The sequence below is a fragment of the Pseudomonas sp. MF6394 genome (assembly GCF_002018845.1).
Classification (GTDB): Bacteria; Pseudomonadota; Gammaproteobacteria; order Pseudomonadales; family Pseudomonadaceae; genus Aquipseudomonas; species Aquipseudomonas lactis.
Genome location: NZ_MVOJ01000015.1, coordinates 59,721 through 75,867 on the forward strand (window position 1 = coordinate 59,721; position 16,147 = coordinate 75,867).

Sequence of the window (16,147 nt, forward strand, 5' to 3'; positions counted from 1 at the left end):
GGCTCCAAAGGCAAAAGGGCCGCGGTTCAGGCGGCCCTTCATCAGCGGTTTTCACCGTCTTAGAATTTGTAGTTCACGCTGGCTACTACGTTACGTTGGTCGCCGTAGTAGCAGTAGAAACCATCGCAGGTGGACAGGTAGTCCTTGTTGAAGATGTTCTTGGCGTCGACGGCCACCGTTACGCCCTTCATGGCATTGCTTACACGGCCAAGATCGTAATGCACCGAGGCGTCGTAGACGGTGTAGGACCCTACGTGGCCGAGTTCGGTGTTGGCAGCGTTGCCGTAAGTGTCACCGACATACCGTACGCCCGCACCTACACCGAAACCGTCCAGCAGGCCGCTGCGCCAAGTGTAATCGGCCCATCCTGTGGCTTGATTGCGAGGCAACTGGTTCAGACGATTTCCTTTTTCAGCGGCTGCGCCTTGGGTGATTTCGCTATCGTTATAGGTGTAGGAACCCACCAGCTTTAGGCTTTCAGTAACGTCTGCGCTGGCTTCAAGTTCCAAGCCGCGAACCCGAACCTCGCCAACTTGGCGCGTGATGCTGCCTTCTGTAACCGAGGTGTTCTGCTGAGTCAGGTCGAACACCGCTGCGGTAAACAAAGCTTTGGTGCCAGGTGGCTGGTATTTGACACCGACTTCGTATTGCTTGCCCTCAGTTGGTTTGAAAGCCCCCGTGCTGGCTACTTGAGTGCCTGAACCCGCCTGGAATGACTCGGCGTAAGACAGGTACGGAGTAATGCCGTTGTCGAAGACATAGCTCAGCGCGGCGTTACCGCTGAAATGCTTGTCACGTTGAGTATTGGTGGCGTCGTTCAAGTTGTGGAAGGTGGTGCCTGTGTGTACCCAGTCTTCGCGTCCGCCGAGGGTCAAGCGCCAGTTATCGAGGGCCATCTGGTCTTGAACATACAGACCGGTCTGCTGGGTTTTTTGGTTGTAGTCATACATGGTGAAGTACTGAACCTTGGAAAAGTCCTGTCCGTACACCGGTCGATTGAAGTTAATAGTGGGTACACCGCCTGAACCCCATAGCCAGCGTGCATTGCTGTCGGAGCGCTGGTGGTCGAGACCAAGCAACAGGGTATGACTTACAGGACCGGTCTGGAAGTTAGCTTGAAAATTGTTATCGACTGCGAACTGGCCGATGTCCTCATCGACCTTGCCGGCGGAGCGACTTACGTTGCCGTCGGCATCAACTGCGGCTTCCGGGCCATTCGGGAAAAACGCTCCCCCGGCGGTAAGGCCCTGGAACGACAAGTCGTTCTTGGTATATCGCAGGTTCTGACGGAACTGCCAAATGTCGTTCAAGCGCGTTTCAAACGCGTAGCCCAGTGCGTAGTAAGTGCGGTCATAGAACTCCCAGTCTGGATCGCCCAGGTTCTTATGATGGGAAATCTTGCCGGCTGGCGAGCTCAATTTGGTGCCTTGCAGCGGCAGGAACTGACCGGTGATACCGGTATCGTCGCGAGTGAATTGGGTGAGCAAGGTCAGCTTGGTGTCGTCGTTGATATTCCATGTGAGACTGGGGGCAACGTTGTATCGCTTGTCCGGGATGTGGTCTACCGCCGTATTGCTGTCGCGCACGACGCCACTGATTCGGTAAAGGAACTGGCCTTCGTCGTCGATTTTGCCGGTGCTATCGAAGTTGATCTGCTTGTGGTTGTTGCTGCCTGCCTGCACTTCAATTTCGTTTGAGCTTTCGGCCTCGGGGCGACGGCTAACCATATCCAGCAAGCCGCCGGGTGGGGTTTGCCCGTAAACCGACGAAGCGGGGCCTCGCAGCACGGCGATGCGTTCCAGATTCCAAGTATCGATTTTCGGCGTGGCGTAGTTACCCTTGGGCAAAGGCAGACCATCGAGGAATTGGGTCGGGACAAAACCGCGAATCAGTAACCAATCACTGCGCGAGTCGGAGCCATAGCCACTGCTCTGCACGCCGGCCGTGTAGCGCAGGGCGTCATTAAGGTTGAGAACGGAGCGGTCTTCCATTTGCTGGCGAGTAATGACCGTGACGGAACGGGGCAGTTCGGCGATAGGAGTATCAGTCTTTGTGCCCGCCGCTGTGCGAGTAGCGACATAGCCATCCACCGGCCCCCAGGCACTTTCATAGTTGCCCTGGGCAATGATGCTGGTCTCGGGCAACGCCACAACCCCTTGCGGAATCGCGGCCAAGGTAAAAGTCCCCGCCGTACTCTGCTCCAACTGCAACCCCGTCCCCCGCAGCGCCTCACGCAACGCGCCCTGCGCATCGAACTGGCCTTTGACCGGCGCCGAGGTCTTGCCGGCAGCGAGTGCAGGGTTGAGGGTCAGCGCCAGGCCGGCCTGGCTGGCGATCTGGTTCAGTGTGCTGGCCAGGGGCGCAGCCGGCAGGTTGTAGGCGCGCACGCTGGACGCTTGTTCTGCGGCATACAGCGTGGTGCTGGCCAGCGGGGCGCTGAGGGCGATCGCCACGGCTAACAGGCTGGGGCGCAACAAGGTGTCTAGCGTGCGGGACATAAGGGCGGCTCCTGAATGGAAATATTTCTCAATTGCCTAGGTGCCGAGTGAGAATCGAAAAGTGATAGGGCCGGGTGAAAATATTTTTCGCAGGTGTGCTTGAGGGCCTCATCGCAGGCAAGCCAGCTCCCACAGTTGATGGTGTTCGCAGTTCAAAATGTGGGAGCTGGCTTGCCTGCGATAGCAATCGCCCAGGCACTGCAGGACCTAAGGCTTACCCTTGACGGTCACCCACCACGGCGTGTGCTGCTCGATCTGCACCGGCAAGGTCGGCAACAGCGCATTCAATGCCAACGTGGTGTCGTGCAGCGGGAAACTGCCGGTGATGCGCAGGTCGGCCACGGACTTATCCACACCCAGGTAGCCGGTGCGATAGCGCGCCAATTCCTCGATCACATCCCCCAGCCGGGCGTTGTCGACCACCAGCATGCCGCGGGTCCAGGCATCGGTTGCCGGGGTGACGGCCAGCAGCGGGCCAAGGCCGTCGCTGCGCATCAGCACCTGCTGGCCCGCCTTGAACACCTGTTCCTGGTGCAACGCCTCGGGCTGGGCGGCCACGGCTGACTGCAACACACTCAGGCGCGTGGCATCGTCTTCGCGTTTGACGATAAACCGGGTACCCAGCGCCCGCAGGCTGCCGTCGCGGGTTTGCACGTAGAACGGGCGTGAATCGTCGTGGCCGGTCTCGACGAGAATTTCGCCTGCCTGCAACACGATCAAACGGCGTGTTTCGTCGAAGCGCACATCAATGGCGCTGTGGGTGTTGAGGTTTATTCGCGTGCCGTCCGCCAGCTTCAGCGTGCGCTGCTCACCGGTAGCAGTGCGCTGGTCGGCCAGCCAATAGTGGATAGGTACGTAACGCTCACCGGCAAACAGCGCCAGGCCGCACACCAGCACGATACTGGCCAGGCCCCGGCCCAGTTTGCGCACGCGCTGGCGAATGCCGTGGCGCGACTGCAGCAGCGCCGCCCGGGCCGGGCCCGAGGCCACGCTGAAACGCTGGTCGAGCATGCCCAACTGGCGCCAGGCGCGCGCATGTTCCTCATCGCTGGCCAGCCACTTGCTGAACTCTTCCCGTTCCACCGCGCTGCCGTCGCCCGAGTCGAGGGACAGTTGCCAGGCAATCGCGGCATCCAGCACGCGCGACGACACCGGTTTGGAGCCGATGGCGGTCACGACGGCTCGCCATACAGTGCGATGTAGCACTGGCGAATGCCCTGGGCCAGGTATTGGCGCACGCGGGGCACTGACACGCCCAGGCGCTGGGCGATTTCAGCGTGGCCCAGGCCGTCGAGGCGGTTATAGAGGAACGCGGCGCGGGCCTTGCTCGACAGTTTGCCGAGCAGGCGGTCGATGGCCTTGAGGTCTTCGAGGATCAGTTGCTGTGCTTCCGGCGAAGGCTGCTCGCTTTCCGGGATCAGCATCAATTCGGTGAGGTAGGCCTGCTCCAAAGCCGCACGACGGAAGTAGTCGAACAGCAAACCCTTGGCGATGGCCACCAGGAACGCCCGCGGTTCGCGGGGCTCGCGCAACTCATCACGGCCCAGCAGGCGCATGAAGGTGTCCTGGCTCAGGTCTTCGGCACGACTCGGGCACGCCACATTGCGTCGCAGCCAAGCCAACAGCCAGCCACGGTGGTCGCGATATAACGCACCAACAAGCTCACTGCGTGGGGTCTGGACCGACGACAAGGCATCACCGAATAAACAAGAGGTTTAAACTAACGAGAATTATTCGCGATTGTCGCAGAGGCGTGGGGTGGGCGCAATTGGCGTCTGTCGGGAGATGAGATTAAAACGATGGCGCCTGTTTGCGCCGTTTCCATTGGGCCAAACGCGCTTGCAGCGCCTGGGGCGTGTCGATCTGTTGCTGCCGCGCACGGCTGAACAGGATCAGCATCAGCTCCGCCGTCGCCAATGCATCGGCGCTGGCGTGATGGCGTTCGCCGGCCTGTAGCCTGAAGTGGTTGAGCCAATCATCCAGCCCGGCCTCGCGGATATGCGCCTCTGGGCACAACAACGGGGCCAGGTCAGCCACATCCAGGAATGGATGGGCCAGGCGATACCCCAGGCTGTCCTTGAGCGCCCGGCACAGCATGTGTTGATCAAACGGCGCATGAAAAGCCAGCAGAGGGCTGTCGCCCACGAACGCCATGAAATCCAGCAACGCTTCGGCCGGGTCGCTGCCGGCGGCGATTGCACTGGGCCCCAGCCCGTGGATCAGCACACTGGGGCTGAGCTTGGTGTCGGTGCGTTGCAGCGTGCGTTCGAACAGCTGGGAAAAATCCACCGCACCGTCTTCGATGACCACGGCGCCGATCGACAGCACCTGGTCGCGGTGAAGGTTCAGGCCGCTGGTTTCCAGGTCCACCACCACCCAGCGCTGGCTGCGCATTGGGCCGTTGCCCAGCTCGGCGGGCTTGGGTAACTGCTCCAGGCGCTGCTGTTGCGCAGCGTTGAGCCCAGGCTTTTTGGCGCGCAGCCAGCCAAACAAACTCACAGCTGATACCGCAAGCTCAGGCTGCTTTGCAGGCGTTGGGCCTGGCGCAGGGACTCACGCAGGATGCGCCTGTCCAGGTGGTTGAGGCTGTCGGGGTCGACGCGGTTGGAATAGGGCAGGTTCTCGCGGGTCTGCAATTGATGCTGCTGCATGCGGGTCTGCTGGATAAAGTGGTAGGCCTCTTCATAGGCGGCGCCATCCAGGGGCTCGATCACGGCCTTGTCCACCAATTGGCGCAGGCGTTCCAGGGTGTTGTTGGCGTGGATGCCATGGGCCAGGGCCAACAGGCGCGCGCCGTCTACAAAGGGCGTGAGGCCCTGCACCTTGAGGTCGAGGGTGGCTTTTTCGCCATTTTTGCGGGTCAGCACGAACTCGCGAAAACGCCCCACCGGCGGGCGTCGTAGCAGTGCGTTCTCGGCCAACATACGTTGGAACAAGCGGTTATCCGCCACCTGATCGAGAATGCCCTGGCGCAGTTGCTCGCAACCGCGCTCGTCGCCCCACACCACGCGCAAGTCAAAATAGATGCTTGAGCCCAGCAGGTTTTCTGGCGTCGCCTCACGAATGAACGCGCCGAAGCGCTGCGCCCACTCCACGCGGGACAAGCACAGCTCGGGGTTGCCGGCCATGATATTGCCCTTGCACAGGCTGAAGCCGCACAGCGCCAGGCTTTGGTTGATGTGCTGCGCCAGAGGCAGCAAGCGGCCACGAAAGTCGGCGGCTTCGACGGCGTCCTTGGCCTCGAACAGGATGCCGTTGTCCTGGTCGGTGTACAGCGTTTGTTCGCGGCGGCCTTCGCTGCCAAAACACAGCCAACTGAAAGGCACGCCGGGGTCGCCTTTTTCCGCGAGGGTCAGCTCGATCACCCGGCACACGGTGTGGTCGTTGAGCAGCGTGATGATGTGGGTGATCTGGGTGGACGACGCGCCATGGGCGAGCATGCGCTCCACCAACTGGCCGATTTCACCGCGAATCGCCACCAGGTTTTCCACCCGGGGGGCGTTGCGGATGGTGCGGGCCAGGTGCACCAGGTCCACGCGCTGCAGGGAGAACAAGTCACGCTCGGAGACCACGCCACACAGGCGCTGGTCTTGCACCAGGCACACATGGGCGATATGCCGCTCGGTCATGGCGATAGCTGCGTCGAATGCGCTGTGCTCCGGGCTCAAGTAAAACGGTGCCTGGGTCATGTGCCCGGCAATGCTCTGGCTGAAGTCGCTGGTGCCATCGGCGACCACCTGGCGCAGATCGCGCAGGGTGAAGATGCCCAGGGGCGCCTTGTGTTCGTTGACGATCACAATGCTGCCGACCTGCTGTTCGTGCATCAAGGTCACCGCTTCGCGCAACGGCGTGTGCGGGCTGCAGGTGACCGGGTGGCGCATGGCCAATTCACCCAGGCGGGTATTCAAGGAGTATTGGGTGCCGAGGGTTTCCACGGCTTTTTGCTGTACCTGCTGGTTGACCTGGTCGAGCAGGCTGCTGACCCCGCGCAAGGCGAAATCACGAAACGGGCTGGACAGCGCGAACAGCTTGATAAAGGCCGGCTTGTTCAGTTGCAGGCAAAAGGTGTCTTCAGCGGCTTTGTGTTCTGTGCGGGTCGCGCGTTCACCCAGCAAGGCGGCGAGGGGGAAGCATTCGCCGGTGGCGATTTCAAAGGTGGTGTCCGCCGAGTCTGGGCGCTCGCCCACGACCCGCCCCTGTTTGACGATATAAAAATGCTCGACCGGGCCGCCCGACGGTTTGAGGATGCTGTCGCCAGGGCCGTAGAAACGCAGCTGGCACTGTTCCACCAGGAAGGCCAGGTGCGCCTGTTCCATCTGGTTGAACGGCGGGAAGCGTTGCAGGAATTGCAGGGTGCCGTGGATGTTCTGCAACACCGCGGTTTTACCCGCCTGTGCGAATGCATCAGCTTTACTCATAACAGTGACCGCAGTGTTTTTGTCGTTATCGTGCTGCATGGTCGACTCCTGCGAGGTGGGTGCCCATTGGACGTAAGTCTAGGTCGAGGAATACCGCGCAAAACTAGGGAAAAACCTTACATGACAATCGTCCAAAACCCGTAGAACGCCCACTAGGCAAACTTTCCGACGAAGTGCACATTGATCGCCCTTCCGCAGATGTCTGACGAGTGTGCTGGGAGATTGATGAGAACTGCTGAGAAACGTATGTCCGACCACGATATTTTGAGTGATGCCGAGCGCGAGGCGCTGAGCGCCGTGATGCTGGAGCCCGACTTACCCCCCCAACGCGTATTGATCGTGGACGACGACAAGGACGCGCGTGAACTGTTGGCGGAAATCCTTGGGCTCGACGGTATTCGCTGCATGACAGCCGAAAGTGGCGAGGCAGCGTGGGAGTTGTTGAAGACGCACAGTTCCATCGGTTTGTTGATCACCGACCTGCGCATGGCGCCCAGCAATGGCCTGGAATTGATCCGCCAGGTGCGTGAGTCCACCCGTGCGGCGTTGCCGATCATCATCATGTCGGGGGACGCGGAAGCGCCGGATGTGATTGATGCGATGCATTTGAGCGTGGTGGATTTCTTGCTCAAGCCGATTGATAGCGTGAAGTTGGCGAAGTTGGTGAAGCGGGAGTTGGGGATGGTTGCCTGATTCTTGTGGTGAGTGTGATGGCCTCTTCGCAAGCAAGCCCGCTCCCACATTCGACCGCATTCTTACCCGACTGAATGCAGTCAAATGTGGGAGCGGGCTTGCTCGCGAAGGCGTCAGTACATTCGACCTAAGAACTAAAAAGCCCCGATCTTTCGATCAGGGCTTTTTTGCATCTGTAGGAGCGAGCTTGCTCGCGAAGAATGCACAGGCACCGCGTTTGTCCAAGGTGCCTGCGTTATCGTTAACGTTTTTCGCGAGCAAGCTCGCTCCTACCATTACAGGCCGTTCTTGGCCTTGAACTCCCGACGCCTGCGGTGCAACACCGGCTCGGTATAGCCATTAGGCTGCTTGGTCCCTTCAATCACCAACTCCACCGCTGCCTGGAACGCGATGTTGCTGTCGAAATCCGGAGCCAGTGGGCGGTACAACGCATCCCCGGCATTCTGACGGTCTACCACCGGCGCCATGCGCTTGAGGCTTTCCATCACTTGGGCTTCGTTGACGATGCCGTGGCGCAGCCAGTTGGCGATGTGCTGGCTGGAAATACGCAGGGTGGCGCGGTCTTCCATCAGGCCGACATCGTTGATGTCCGGCACTTTGGAGCAGCCCACACCCTGGTCGATCCAGCGCACCACATAGCCAAGGATGCCCTGGGCGTTGTTGTCCAGTTCGTTGCGGATCTCTTCTTCGGACCAATCGGTGTTGCTGGCCAAAGGAATGGTGAGGATATCGTCCACCGAGGCGCGCTCGCGCTTGGCCAGTTCGGCCTGGCGGGCAAACACATCGACCTTGTGATAGTGCAACGCATGCAAGGCCGCGGCGGTTGGCGAAGGTACCCAGGCGGTGTTGGCGCCGGCCAGTGGGTGAGCGATTTTCTGTTCGAGCATCGCTGCCATCAGGTCGGGCATGGCCCACATGCCCTTACCGATCTGTGCACGACCTTGCAGGCCAGTGCTCAGGCCGATATCGACGTTCCAGTTCTCATAGGCGCCGATCCATTTTTCTGCCTTCATGGCCGCCTTGCGCACCATCGCGCCGGCTTCCATGGAGGTGTGGATTTCATCGCCGGTGCGGTCGAGGAAACCGGTGTTGATAAACACCACACGCTCGCTGGCCGCCTTGATGCAGGCCTTGAGGTTGACCGTGGTGCGGCGCTCCTCGTCCATGATCCCGACCTTGAGGGTGTTGCGCGCCAGGTTCAGCACCTCTTCGATGCGACCGAACAGTTCGTTGGTGAACGCGGCTTCTTCCGGGCCGTGCATCTTCGGTTTCACGATGTACACAGAACCGGTGCGGCTGTTCTTGCGGGTGTTGTTGCCGTTGAGGCTGTGGATCGCCGCCAGGCTGGTGATCAGGCCGTCGAGGATGCCTTCGGGCACTTCGTTGCCGTCTTTATCGAGGATGGCGTCGATGGTCATCAAGTGGCCAACGTTGCGCACGAACAACAGCGAACGGCCGTGCAGGGTCACGTCGCTGCCATCCACGCCGGTGTAGACGCGGTCAGGGTTCATGGTGCGGGTGAAGGTCTGGCCACCCTTGGCCACTTCTTCGGCCAGGTCGCCCTTCATCAGGCCGAGCCAGTTGCGGTAGATCACCACTTTGTCATCGGCATCCACGGCGGCGACGGAGTCTTCGCAGTCCATGATGGTGGTCAGCGCGGCTTCCATCAGCACGTCTTTGACGCCGGCAGCGTCGGTCTGGCCGACTGGGGTGCTGGCGTCGATCTGGATTTCGAAGTGCAGGCCATTGTGCTTGAGCAAGATTGCAATCGGCTCGGCCGCAGGGCCCTGGAAACCGATCAACTGGGCATCGTCACGCAGGCCGCTGTTGCTGCCGCCTTTGAGGCTCACGATCAGCTTGCCATCGACGATCTTGTAGCCGGTGGAATCGACGTGGCTGCCGGCGCTGAGCGGTGCGGCTTCGTCGAGGAAGGCGCGGGCGAAGGCAATGACCTTGTCCCCACGTACTTTGTTGTAGCCCTTGCCCTTCTCGGCGCCGTTGGCTTCGCTGATGGCGTCGGTGCCATACAGCGCGTCGTACAGCGAGCCCCAGCGCGCATTCGAGGCATTGAGGGCGAAACGGGCATTCATCACCGGCACGACCAGCTGTGGGCCGGCCATGCGTGCGATCTCGTCATCGACGTTTTGGGTCGAGGCCTGGAAGTCTGCGGCTTCTGGCAGCAGGTAGCCGATGTCTTGCAGGAAGGCTTTGTAGGCCACCGGGTCATGGGCCTGGCCTGCGTGGGTCTGGTGCCAGGTATCGATCCGCGCCTGGAAGTCGTCGCGTTTGGCGAGTAGGGCTTTGTTCTTCGGGGCCAGGTCATGGATGACCTTGTCGGCACCGGCCCAGAACTGGTCGGCAGTGATGCCGGTACCGGGAATGGCTTCGTTGTTCACGAAGTCGAACAGGACTTTGGCGACCTGCAGGCCACCGACTTGAACGTGTTCAGTCATTGCTTGCCTCACTCTGCGGAGCTTATGCGCTTTTTCAGATTTTCATTATGTAGTGCACGGTTGGGCATACTACATGATGACTTGCGGTTGTGAAAATTAGACTAAATACGTCGTTTAGCGACCCACTTTGGTCGTACGGTCACAGCGGAGAACCGGATGTTCTCAAAAAACTATTAGATTGTTCCAGATAAATATCAAAATGGTACACGATTTGTCTTTAAGCGACCGCGCGTCCACTTTGTAGGAGCGAGCTTGCTCGCGAAAAACCTGAGAGCACCGCAAGTGTCAGTTTTTTCGCGTTATCGTTGACGACCTTTGCGAGCAAGCTCGCTCCTACAGGAATAGCACCGAGGTATTTCGCCATGGACCATCTTGTACTCACTATTATCGCCGCCGACAAACCCGGCCTGGTTGAACGCATCGCGCAGAACATTGCCAGCCATGGTGGTAACTGGCTGGAAAGCCGCATGGCGCACATGGCCGGGCAGTTTGCCGGGATTCTGCGGGTCAGTGTGCCGAGCGAGCAGCGCCAGGCATTGGTGGGATCGTTGGAGGATTTATCCACCCACGGCATTCGCGTGTTGGTGGGTGAGGGCAGCAGCGGCCAGGCATCGGCGTCCAAGCCGATCCTGATGACCCTGGTGGGCAATGATCGCTCGGGCATCGTGCGCGAGATCACCGCGCTGTTGAGCCAGCAGGGTGTCAACCTGGAACGCCTGAGCACCGATGTGCGCCCGGCGCCCATGAGTGGTGATCCGCTGTTCAACGCCGAGGCGTTGTTGCAAGTGCCGGCCACGCTGTCGTTGGAAACCTTGCAAGAGGCTTTGGAAACCTTGGCCGATGACTTGATGGTGGAGTTACGTCAGGAGGAGTAACGATCCACAGGGTTATGCATCGAAATCTTGCATGGGCCTGTGGATAACCTGTAGAGACCCGACGCCAGGCCACGCCCGCCGGGCATCTGCGCAAGTTGAGCAAAAAACGAGCAGTTTCAAGGGCTTGTGCACAAATGGCGGGGATCAGGTTGTGGATAACCTTGGGGTGGAACGCTGCAAGCCACGAATGCTGTGGCTTGCAGAGGTTTGTACGTTATTTGATCAGCGTTTGCGCACGGTCATCCAGGCATCCAGGCTGTACACCACCAGCCCGGCCCAGATAAAGGCGAAGGCGATCAACGTGCTCGGCGCCAGGTGTTCACCGAACAACAGCACGGCTTCGAGCAACACCAGCGTCGGCGCCACGTACTGCAAAAAGCCCAGGGCGGTGTAGGGCAAATGCCGTGCAGCGGCGTTGAAGCACACCAGGGGAATCAGCGTCACCGGGCCTGCGGCCACCAGCCACCAGGCCTCGGAGGTGCTCCAGAACGCCAGTTGCGCGCTGTGGGCGGTCGGGTTGAACAGCAACCAGGCGATGGCAATGGGTACCAGCATCCAGGTTTCCACCACCAGCCCTGGCAGCGCCTTGACCGGCGCCTGCTTGCGGATCAAACCGTAGAAACCGAACGTCAGCGCCAGCGCCAGCGACACCCACGGCAGGCTACCAACCTGCCACACCTGCTGCGCCACACCCGCCGCAGCCAACCCGACAGCCACCCATTGCAAACGGCGCAGGCGCTCGCCGAGGATCAGCATGCCCAGCAGCACATTCACCAGTGGGTTGATGTAATAACCCAGGCTCGCTTCGAGCATGCGCCCGGTGTTCACCGACCACACATAGGTCAGCCAGTTAGCGGCAATCAACGAACCGCTGAGGGCCAGGATCGCCAGGCGCTTGGGGTTGTCGCGCAGCTCGCGAAACCAGCCGGGGTGTTTCCACACCATCAGCAACAGCCCACCGAACAGTGCCGACCACAACACACGGTGCACGATGATCTCGGCGGCAGGTACGCTGGCGATGGCTTTGAAGTAGAGCGGGAACAGACCCCAGATGACATAGGCGCTCAGGCCCAGGATGTACCCCTTGCGAGGGTTGGCGGCTTGCATTGCAGAATCCTTGCTTAGGCAGCTAACAAAGCGCAATTGTAAGGATATTTGTCAGACAATGGGCGCCGCTTTTTGTAGGAGCGCGCTTGCTCGCGAAGATCGTCAACGATAATGCGGCAGGCCTGTCACCCAATGGCGCTCTCGGGTTTTTCGCGAGCAAGCTCGCTCCTACAGGAGAGCGTCGTGTTGCTCAGAAGAGCTTCAGCGGTTCTTCATTGAGCGCCGACAGTTGTTCGCGCAATGCCAGCACCTGATCACCCCAATACCGCTCGCTGCCAAACCACGGAAAGCTATGGGGGAATGCGGGGTCGTCCCAGCGTCGCGCCAGCCAGGCACTGTAGTGCATCAGGCGCAGGGCGCGCAGCGGTTCGATCAGCGCCAGTTCGCGCGGGTCGAAGTCGTGGAATTCCTGGTAGCCATCCATCAGCTCCGAGAGCTGGCCCAGGCATTCCTGGCGGTCGCCAGCCAGCATCATCCACAGGTCTTGCACCGCCGGGCCCATGCGGCAGTCATCCAGGTCGACGATATGGAACATTTCGTCGCGGCACATCATGTTGCCGGGGTGGCAGTCACCGTGCATGCGGATGTTCTTGTGCGGCGTGGCCTTGTAAACCTCTTCCACACGCTTGAGTAGGTCGCGGGCTACGGACTCATAGGCCGGCAACAGGCTTTTGGGAATGAAGTTGCCTTCAAGCAGGGTGGTAAGGGAGTCGTGACCGAAATTCTTCACCCCCAGGGCTTCGCGGTGTTCGAACGGGCGGGTGGAGCCCACCGCGTGCAAACGCCCGAGCAGTTGCCCAAGCCGATAAAGCTGATCGAGGTTGCCAGGCTCCGGCGCGCGGCCGCCACGGCGGGGGAACAGGGTGAAGCGGAAACCTGCGTGTTCGAACAGGCTCTCGCCGTTGTGGACCAACGGGGCGACCACCGGTACATCGCACTCGGCCAGTTCGAAGGTGAAGCGGTGTTCTTCCAGGATCGCCTCGTTGGTCCAGCGCTGGGGGCGATAGAACTTGGCGATCAGTGGTTCGGCGTCTTCGATGCCCACTTGGTACACACGGTTTTCGTAGCTGTTGAGCGCCAGAACTCGCGCGTCGCTGAGGAAACCGATGCTTTCGACGGCGTCGAGCACCAGGTCTGGGGTGAGTGTTTCAAACGGGTGGGCCATGCGAACTCCTGCGCGCAGCAGGGCGCCGCGTCCGGCCGGGTATGGTAACAGCATAGATAGGCGGTGGCTGTGCGGACGCCTTCGCAGGCAAGCCAGCTCCCACACTGGCATGTATTTACACATCGAGATGTGGGAGCTGGCTTGCCTGCGATAGCGGCCTATCAGGCGCCTACGATCCCGCCGTCATCCCGTCGAATCGCCATCACCGAGGAGCGCGGCTTGCCGTTGGGCAGGTGTTCCGGCCAGGTCGAACCACCGGTTTCCCCTGGGTGCTGAATGCCCACGAACAGCGTCTTCTGGTCCGGCGAAAAACTGATCCCCGTCACTTCACACGCCACCGGCCCCACCATGAAACGACGGATTTCACCGGTGCTCGGGTCGGCACACAGCATCTGGTTATTGCCCATGCCCGCAAAGTCGCCGGCGTTGCTGTAGTCGCCATCGGTGAGGATCCACAGGCGCCCGGCTTTGTCGAAGCCCAGGCCGTCGGGGCTGTTGAACATGTTTTGCGGGTTGATGTTGGACGAGCCGCCCTTGGGGTTGCCGGCATGTACGCCGGGGTTGCCGGCCACCACGAACAGGTCCCAAGTGAAGTCCGTGGCACCGTGGTTATCGGCGTCGGCTTTCCAGCGCAGGATCTGGCCGTAGACGTTCTTCTCCCGTGGGTTGGGGCCGCCCACCGGCTGGCCCTCTTCGCCGCGCTTGGCGTTGTTGGTCAGGGTGCAGTAGACCTGGCCGTCGGTGGGGCTGACCACGATCCATTCCGGGCGGTCCATGCGTGTGGCTTTCACCACGCTGGCGGCCAGGCGCGCGTGAATCAGCACCTCGGCCTGGTTGGCGAACCCGCTGCTGGCGTCGATGCCGTTTTTGCCATGGGTGAGTTCAACCCACTGGCCTTTGCCCTTGGGGTGGTCGGCGTTGCCGTCGCCCGCGTCGAAGATCGCCACGTACAAAGTGCCGTGGTCGAGCAGGTCTTTGTTGGCCTTGGGGTTGTTGTGGTTGATCTGGTCGCGGCTGACGAACTTGTAGATGAATTCACCACGCTCATCGTCGCCCATGTACACCACGGCGCGGCCGTCACGGGTTTCGGCGAGGGCTGCGTTCTCGTGCTTGAAGCGGCCCAGGGCCGTGCGCTTGACCGGGGTGGATTGCGGATCGAACGGGTCGATTTCCACCACCCAGCCATGGCGATTGAGTTCGTTGGGGTTCTTGGCCATGTCAAAGCGCGGGTCGTGCTGATGCCAGTTGATGTCCTTGCTGGCGGCCACCACGCCGTAGCGCTTCTGCCCGGCGTCGAAGGTTTGCTGCGGGTTGCTGCTGCCAAAGCAATCGGTGAAGTTTTCTTCGCAGGTCAGGTAAGTGCCCCACGGCGTCTTGCCGTTAGCGCAGTTCTGGAACGTGCCGAGGACTTTTTTGCCGGTCTTGTCGGCGCTGGTTTTCAGCCAATCATGGCCGGCAGCAGGGCCACTCAAGCGGAGCGGTGAATTGCCGTGGATGCGTCGGTTGTAGCGCGAGTCCTGGACGAACTGCCAAGTGTCACCCTGGCGGCGTACTTCGATCACCGACACGCCTTCGCTGGCCAGGGCCTTACGCACGTCTTCGGCCGATTGCGGCGCGCCGCCGTGGGCGTAGAGGTAGCGGTAGTTGGTGTATTCGTTGTTGATCGCCATCAGCGCGCGGTTGTCGTCGCCGGAGAATGGAAACAGGCTCATGCCGTCGTTGTTGTCGCCGAACTGTTGTTCCTGGGCCTTGGCGGTGCCATGGCCGGACGGGTCGAAGGCTGGGGCGTGCTTGTGCAGGGGCTGGCCCCAACTGATCAGCACCGAAGCGCTGTAGCCCGGTGGCAGGGTGATGGTGTCGCTGGTGGCGGCGGCGATGCTGGTGAACCCCAGCAGCGGGCTGGCGGAAGCGGCATTCACCGCCAGGGCGCTACGGCTCAGCAGGTTACCGCCGAGGAACATCGCGGCGCCGCACAAGGCGCCTGCGCCGATAAAGCGACGGCGGGTCAGGCCCACCATCTGTTCAAGGTCGGTGGCTTGGTTTTCTTCTAATAGGCTCATCACAGGCTCCTTAAGGTTTTTGCAGACACCTTAAGCAGCGCTTGTGACCGAATTGTTGCAGCTTGAAGACGCGGGCCCGTTACACCGGGGTGCCGAGCAACACATGGCTGGGTGCGAACTGCACGCGGATCGGCTGGCCCTGCGCTGCGTCGATGGCCTTGAGTGCGACGGGCTGCGCCAGTGCGCACAACACTTGGCCGTTGGGCAGGGCGATACGCACCTCGCTGGGGCCGTCTTCGGCGGCGAGAATGGTCTCGATCACACCGCTCATGCAATTGTGTCCAAGTGTTTCGGTTTGCCCCTCCGCCAATAATTCAAGCCATCCGGCCTTGATCAGCGCGACCACTTCCACACCGGTCTGCAGTTCCAGGCGCAGGGTGCTGTCGTGGGTGATCTGTGCATCCAGATGCAGGCCGCCAGCCAATTGCAGGCGGATCATGTCGTTGTGGCCATGGCTCTCTATGGCGCTGACTTGGCCGTGCAACTGGTTGCGTGCGCTGGTGCGCAGCATCAAGCGGCCCAGCAGGCTGAAGTCGCTGGCCGCTTCGTCCGAGCCAAGGATCTCGGCCTGAAGCAGTTGCAGACGCTGATAAAGGCGCAGCACCCGCTCACCTTCTTGCGTCAGTTTGGCGCCGCCACCGCCCTTGCCACCGACGCTGCGTTGCACCAGCGGTTTTTGCGCCAGGTTGTTCAGCTCGTCAATGGCGTCCCAGGCGGCCTTGTAACTCAACCCGGCACTCTTGGCCGCACGGGTGATGGAACCCTGCTCGGCGATGTGCCCCAGCAAGGCAATACGCTGAGGGCGGCGGATGATGTGTTGGTTGAGAGGGCTGGGCACAGACATGGCAGATACGCTTGGGTGAGATGCGCCGACGTTG

General features: G+C 60.9%; 12 protein-coding genes. 2 read left to right on the forward strand and 10 right to left on the reverse strand.

All coding sequences use genetic code 11. The features are described 5' to 3' along the window. Positions 1 to 59: 59 nt before the first annotated feature. From MF6394_RS16975 to MF6394_RS16995, 5 genes are all read right to left on the reverse strand, one after another. Positions 60 to 2,498, reverse strand: coding sequence for a TonB-dependent siderophore receptor (locus MF6394_RS16975; protein WP_078467112.1), 2,439 nt, complete (start codon positions 2,496 to 2,498; stop codon positions 60 to 62). Between the two features lie 207 nt (positions 2,499 to 2,705). Then, positions 2,706 to 3,674 (reverse strand): FecR domain-containing protein, encoded by a 969-nt coding sequence (locus MF6394_RS16980; RefSeq protein WP_078467113.1) that lies wholly within the window; start codon positions 3,672 to 3,674, stop codon positions 2,706 to 2,708. Continuing rightward, complete coding sequence (locus MF6394_RS16985) at positions 3,671 to 4,189, reverse strand: RNA polymerase sigma factor (protein WP_003194824.1); 519 nt, start codon at positions 4,187 to 4,189, stop codon at positions 3,671 to 3,673. The genes MF6394_RS16980 and MF6394_RS16985 overlap by 4 nt, the downstream gene beginning before the upstream one ends. 100 nt (positions 4,190 to 4,289) lie before the next feature. Further along, the gene (locus tag MF6394_RS16990) at positions 4,290 to 4,997 is read right to left on the reverse strand and encodes a 3'-5' exonuclease (protein WP_044271768.1); all 708 of its coding nucleotides are present in this window, start codon (positions 4,995 to 4,997) and stop codon (positions 4,290 to 4,292) included. Beyond that, complete coding sequence (locus MF6394_RS16995) at positions 4,994 to 6,916, reverse strand: putative nucleotidyltransferase substrate binding domain-containing protein (RefSeq protein ID WP_078467141.1); 1,923 nt, start codon at positions 6,914 to 6,916, stop codon at positions 4,994 to 4,996. Before MF6394_RS16995 ends, MF6394_RS16990 begins: the two co-directional genes overlap by 4 nt. A gap of 246 nt (positions 6,917 to 7,162) precedes the next feature. Between MF6394_RS16995 and MF6394_RS17000 the strand changes: the two genes are divergently transcribed. Then, on the forward strand, positions 7,163 to 7,609 hold the full coding sequence (locus tag MF6394_RS17000) for a response regulator (RefSeq protein WP_044271766.1): 447 nt from the start codon (positions 7,163 to 7,165) through the stop codon (positions 7,607 to 7,609). Between the two features lie 275 nt (positions 7,610 to 7,884). On the opposite strand, the gene MF6394_RS17005 is transcribed toward MF6394_RS17000, so the two are convergent. Beyond that, positions 7,885 to 10,062: a malate synthase G gene (locus MF6394_RS17005; RefSeq protein WP_044271764.1), complete on the reverse strand. Its 2,178-nt coding sequence runs from the start codon at positions 10,060 to 10,062 to the stop codon at positions 7,885 to 7,887. A gap of 362 nt (positions 10,063 to 10,424) precedes the next feature. Between MF6394_RS17005 and MF6394_RS17010 the strand changes: the two genes are divergently transcribed. Then, complete coding sequence (locus MF6394_RS17010) at positions 10,425 to 10,937, forward strand: glycine cleavage system protein R (protein WP_044271762.1); 513 nt, start codon at positions 10,425 to 10,427, stop codon at positions 10,935 to 10,937. Between the two features lie 222 nt (positions 10,938 to 11,159). Here MF6394_RS17010 and rarD read toward each other — a convergent pair whose 3' ends face one another. The 4 genes from rarD to MF6394_RS17030 all read right to left on the reverse strand — a co-directional run bounded on the left by rarD (position 11,160) and on the right by MF6394_RS17030 (position 16,113). Continuing rightward, positions 11,160 to 12,044, reverse strand: a complete 885-nt coding sequence (rarD, locus tag MF6394_RS17015) for an EamA family transporter RarD (RefSeq protein WP_044271758.1) — start codon at positions 12,042 to 12,044, stop codon at positions 11,160 to 11,162. A 190-nt stretch (positions 12,045 to 12,234) separates the two neighbouring features. Next, positions 12,235 to 13,209, reverse strand: a complete 975-nt coding sequence (locus MF6394_RS17020) for a serine/threonine protein kinase (RefSeq protein WP_003194811.1) — start codon at positions 13,207 to 13,209, stop codon at positions 12,235 to 12,237. Positions 13,210 to 13,370: 161 nt separating this feature from the next. Beyond that, the gene (locus MF6394_RS17025) at positions 13,371 to 15,269 is read right to left on the reverse strand and encodes a PhoX family protein (RefSeq protein WP_057710288.1); all 1,899 of its coding nucleotides are present in this window, start codon (positions 15,267 to 15,269) and stop codon (positions 13,371 to 13,373) included. A gap of 79 nt (positions 15,270 to 15,348) precedes the next feature. After that, a complete protein-coding gene (locus MF6394_RS17030) occupies positions 15,349 to 16,113 on the reverse strand; it encodes a TOBE domain-containing protein (protein WP_047711935.1) in 765 nt (254 codons plus the stop codon). Between the last annotated feature and the right edge of the window lie 34 nt (positions 16,114 to 16,147).

What these genes read in the sequence shown, in the direction of transcription:
- MF6394_RS16975 (WP_078467112.1), bottom strand. Translation starts at nt 2,498, where the DNA reads ATGTCCCGCACGCTAGACACCTTGTTGCGCCCCAGCCTGTTAGCCGTG.
- MF6394_RS16995 (WP_078467141.1), bottom strand. Translation starts at nt 6,916, where the DNA reads ATGAGTAAAGCTGATGCATTCGCACAGGCGGGTAAAACCGCGGTGTTG.
- MF6394_RS17000 (WP_044271766.1), top strand. Translation starts at nt 7,163, where the DNA reads ATGTCCGACCACGATATTTTGAGTGATGCCGAGCGCGAGGCGCTGAGC.
- MF6394_RS17005 (WP_044271764.1), bottom strand. Translation starts at nt 10,062, where the DNA reads ATGACTGAACACGTTCAAGTCGGTGGCCTGCAGGTCGCCAAAGTCCTG.
- MF6394_RS17010 (WP_044271762.1), top strand. Translation starts at nt 10,425, where the DNA reads ATGGACCATCTTGTACTCACTATTATCGCCGCCGACAAACCCGGCCTG.
- rarD (WP_044271758.1), bottom strand. Translation starts at nt 12,044, where the DNA reads ATGCAAGCCGCCAACCCTCGCAAGGGGTACATCCTGGGCCTGAGCGCC.
- MF6394_RS17020 (WP_003194811.1), bottom strand. Translation starts at nt 13,209, where the DNA reads ATGGCCCACCCGTTTGAAACACTCACCCCAGACCTGGTGCTCGACGCC.
- MF6394_RS17025 (WP_057710288.1), bottom strand. Translation starts at nt 15,269, where the DNA reads ATGAGCCTATTAGAAGAAAACCAAGCCACCGACCTTGAACAGATGGTG.
- MF6394_RS17030 (WP_047711935.1), bottom strand. Translation starts at nt 16,113, where the DNA reads ATGTCTGTGCCCAGCCCTCTCAACCAACACATCATCCGCCGCCCTCAG.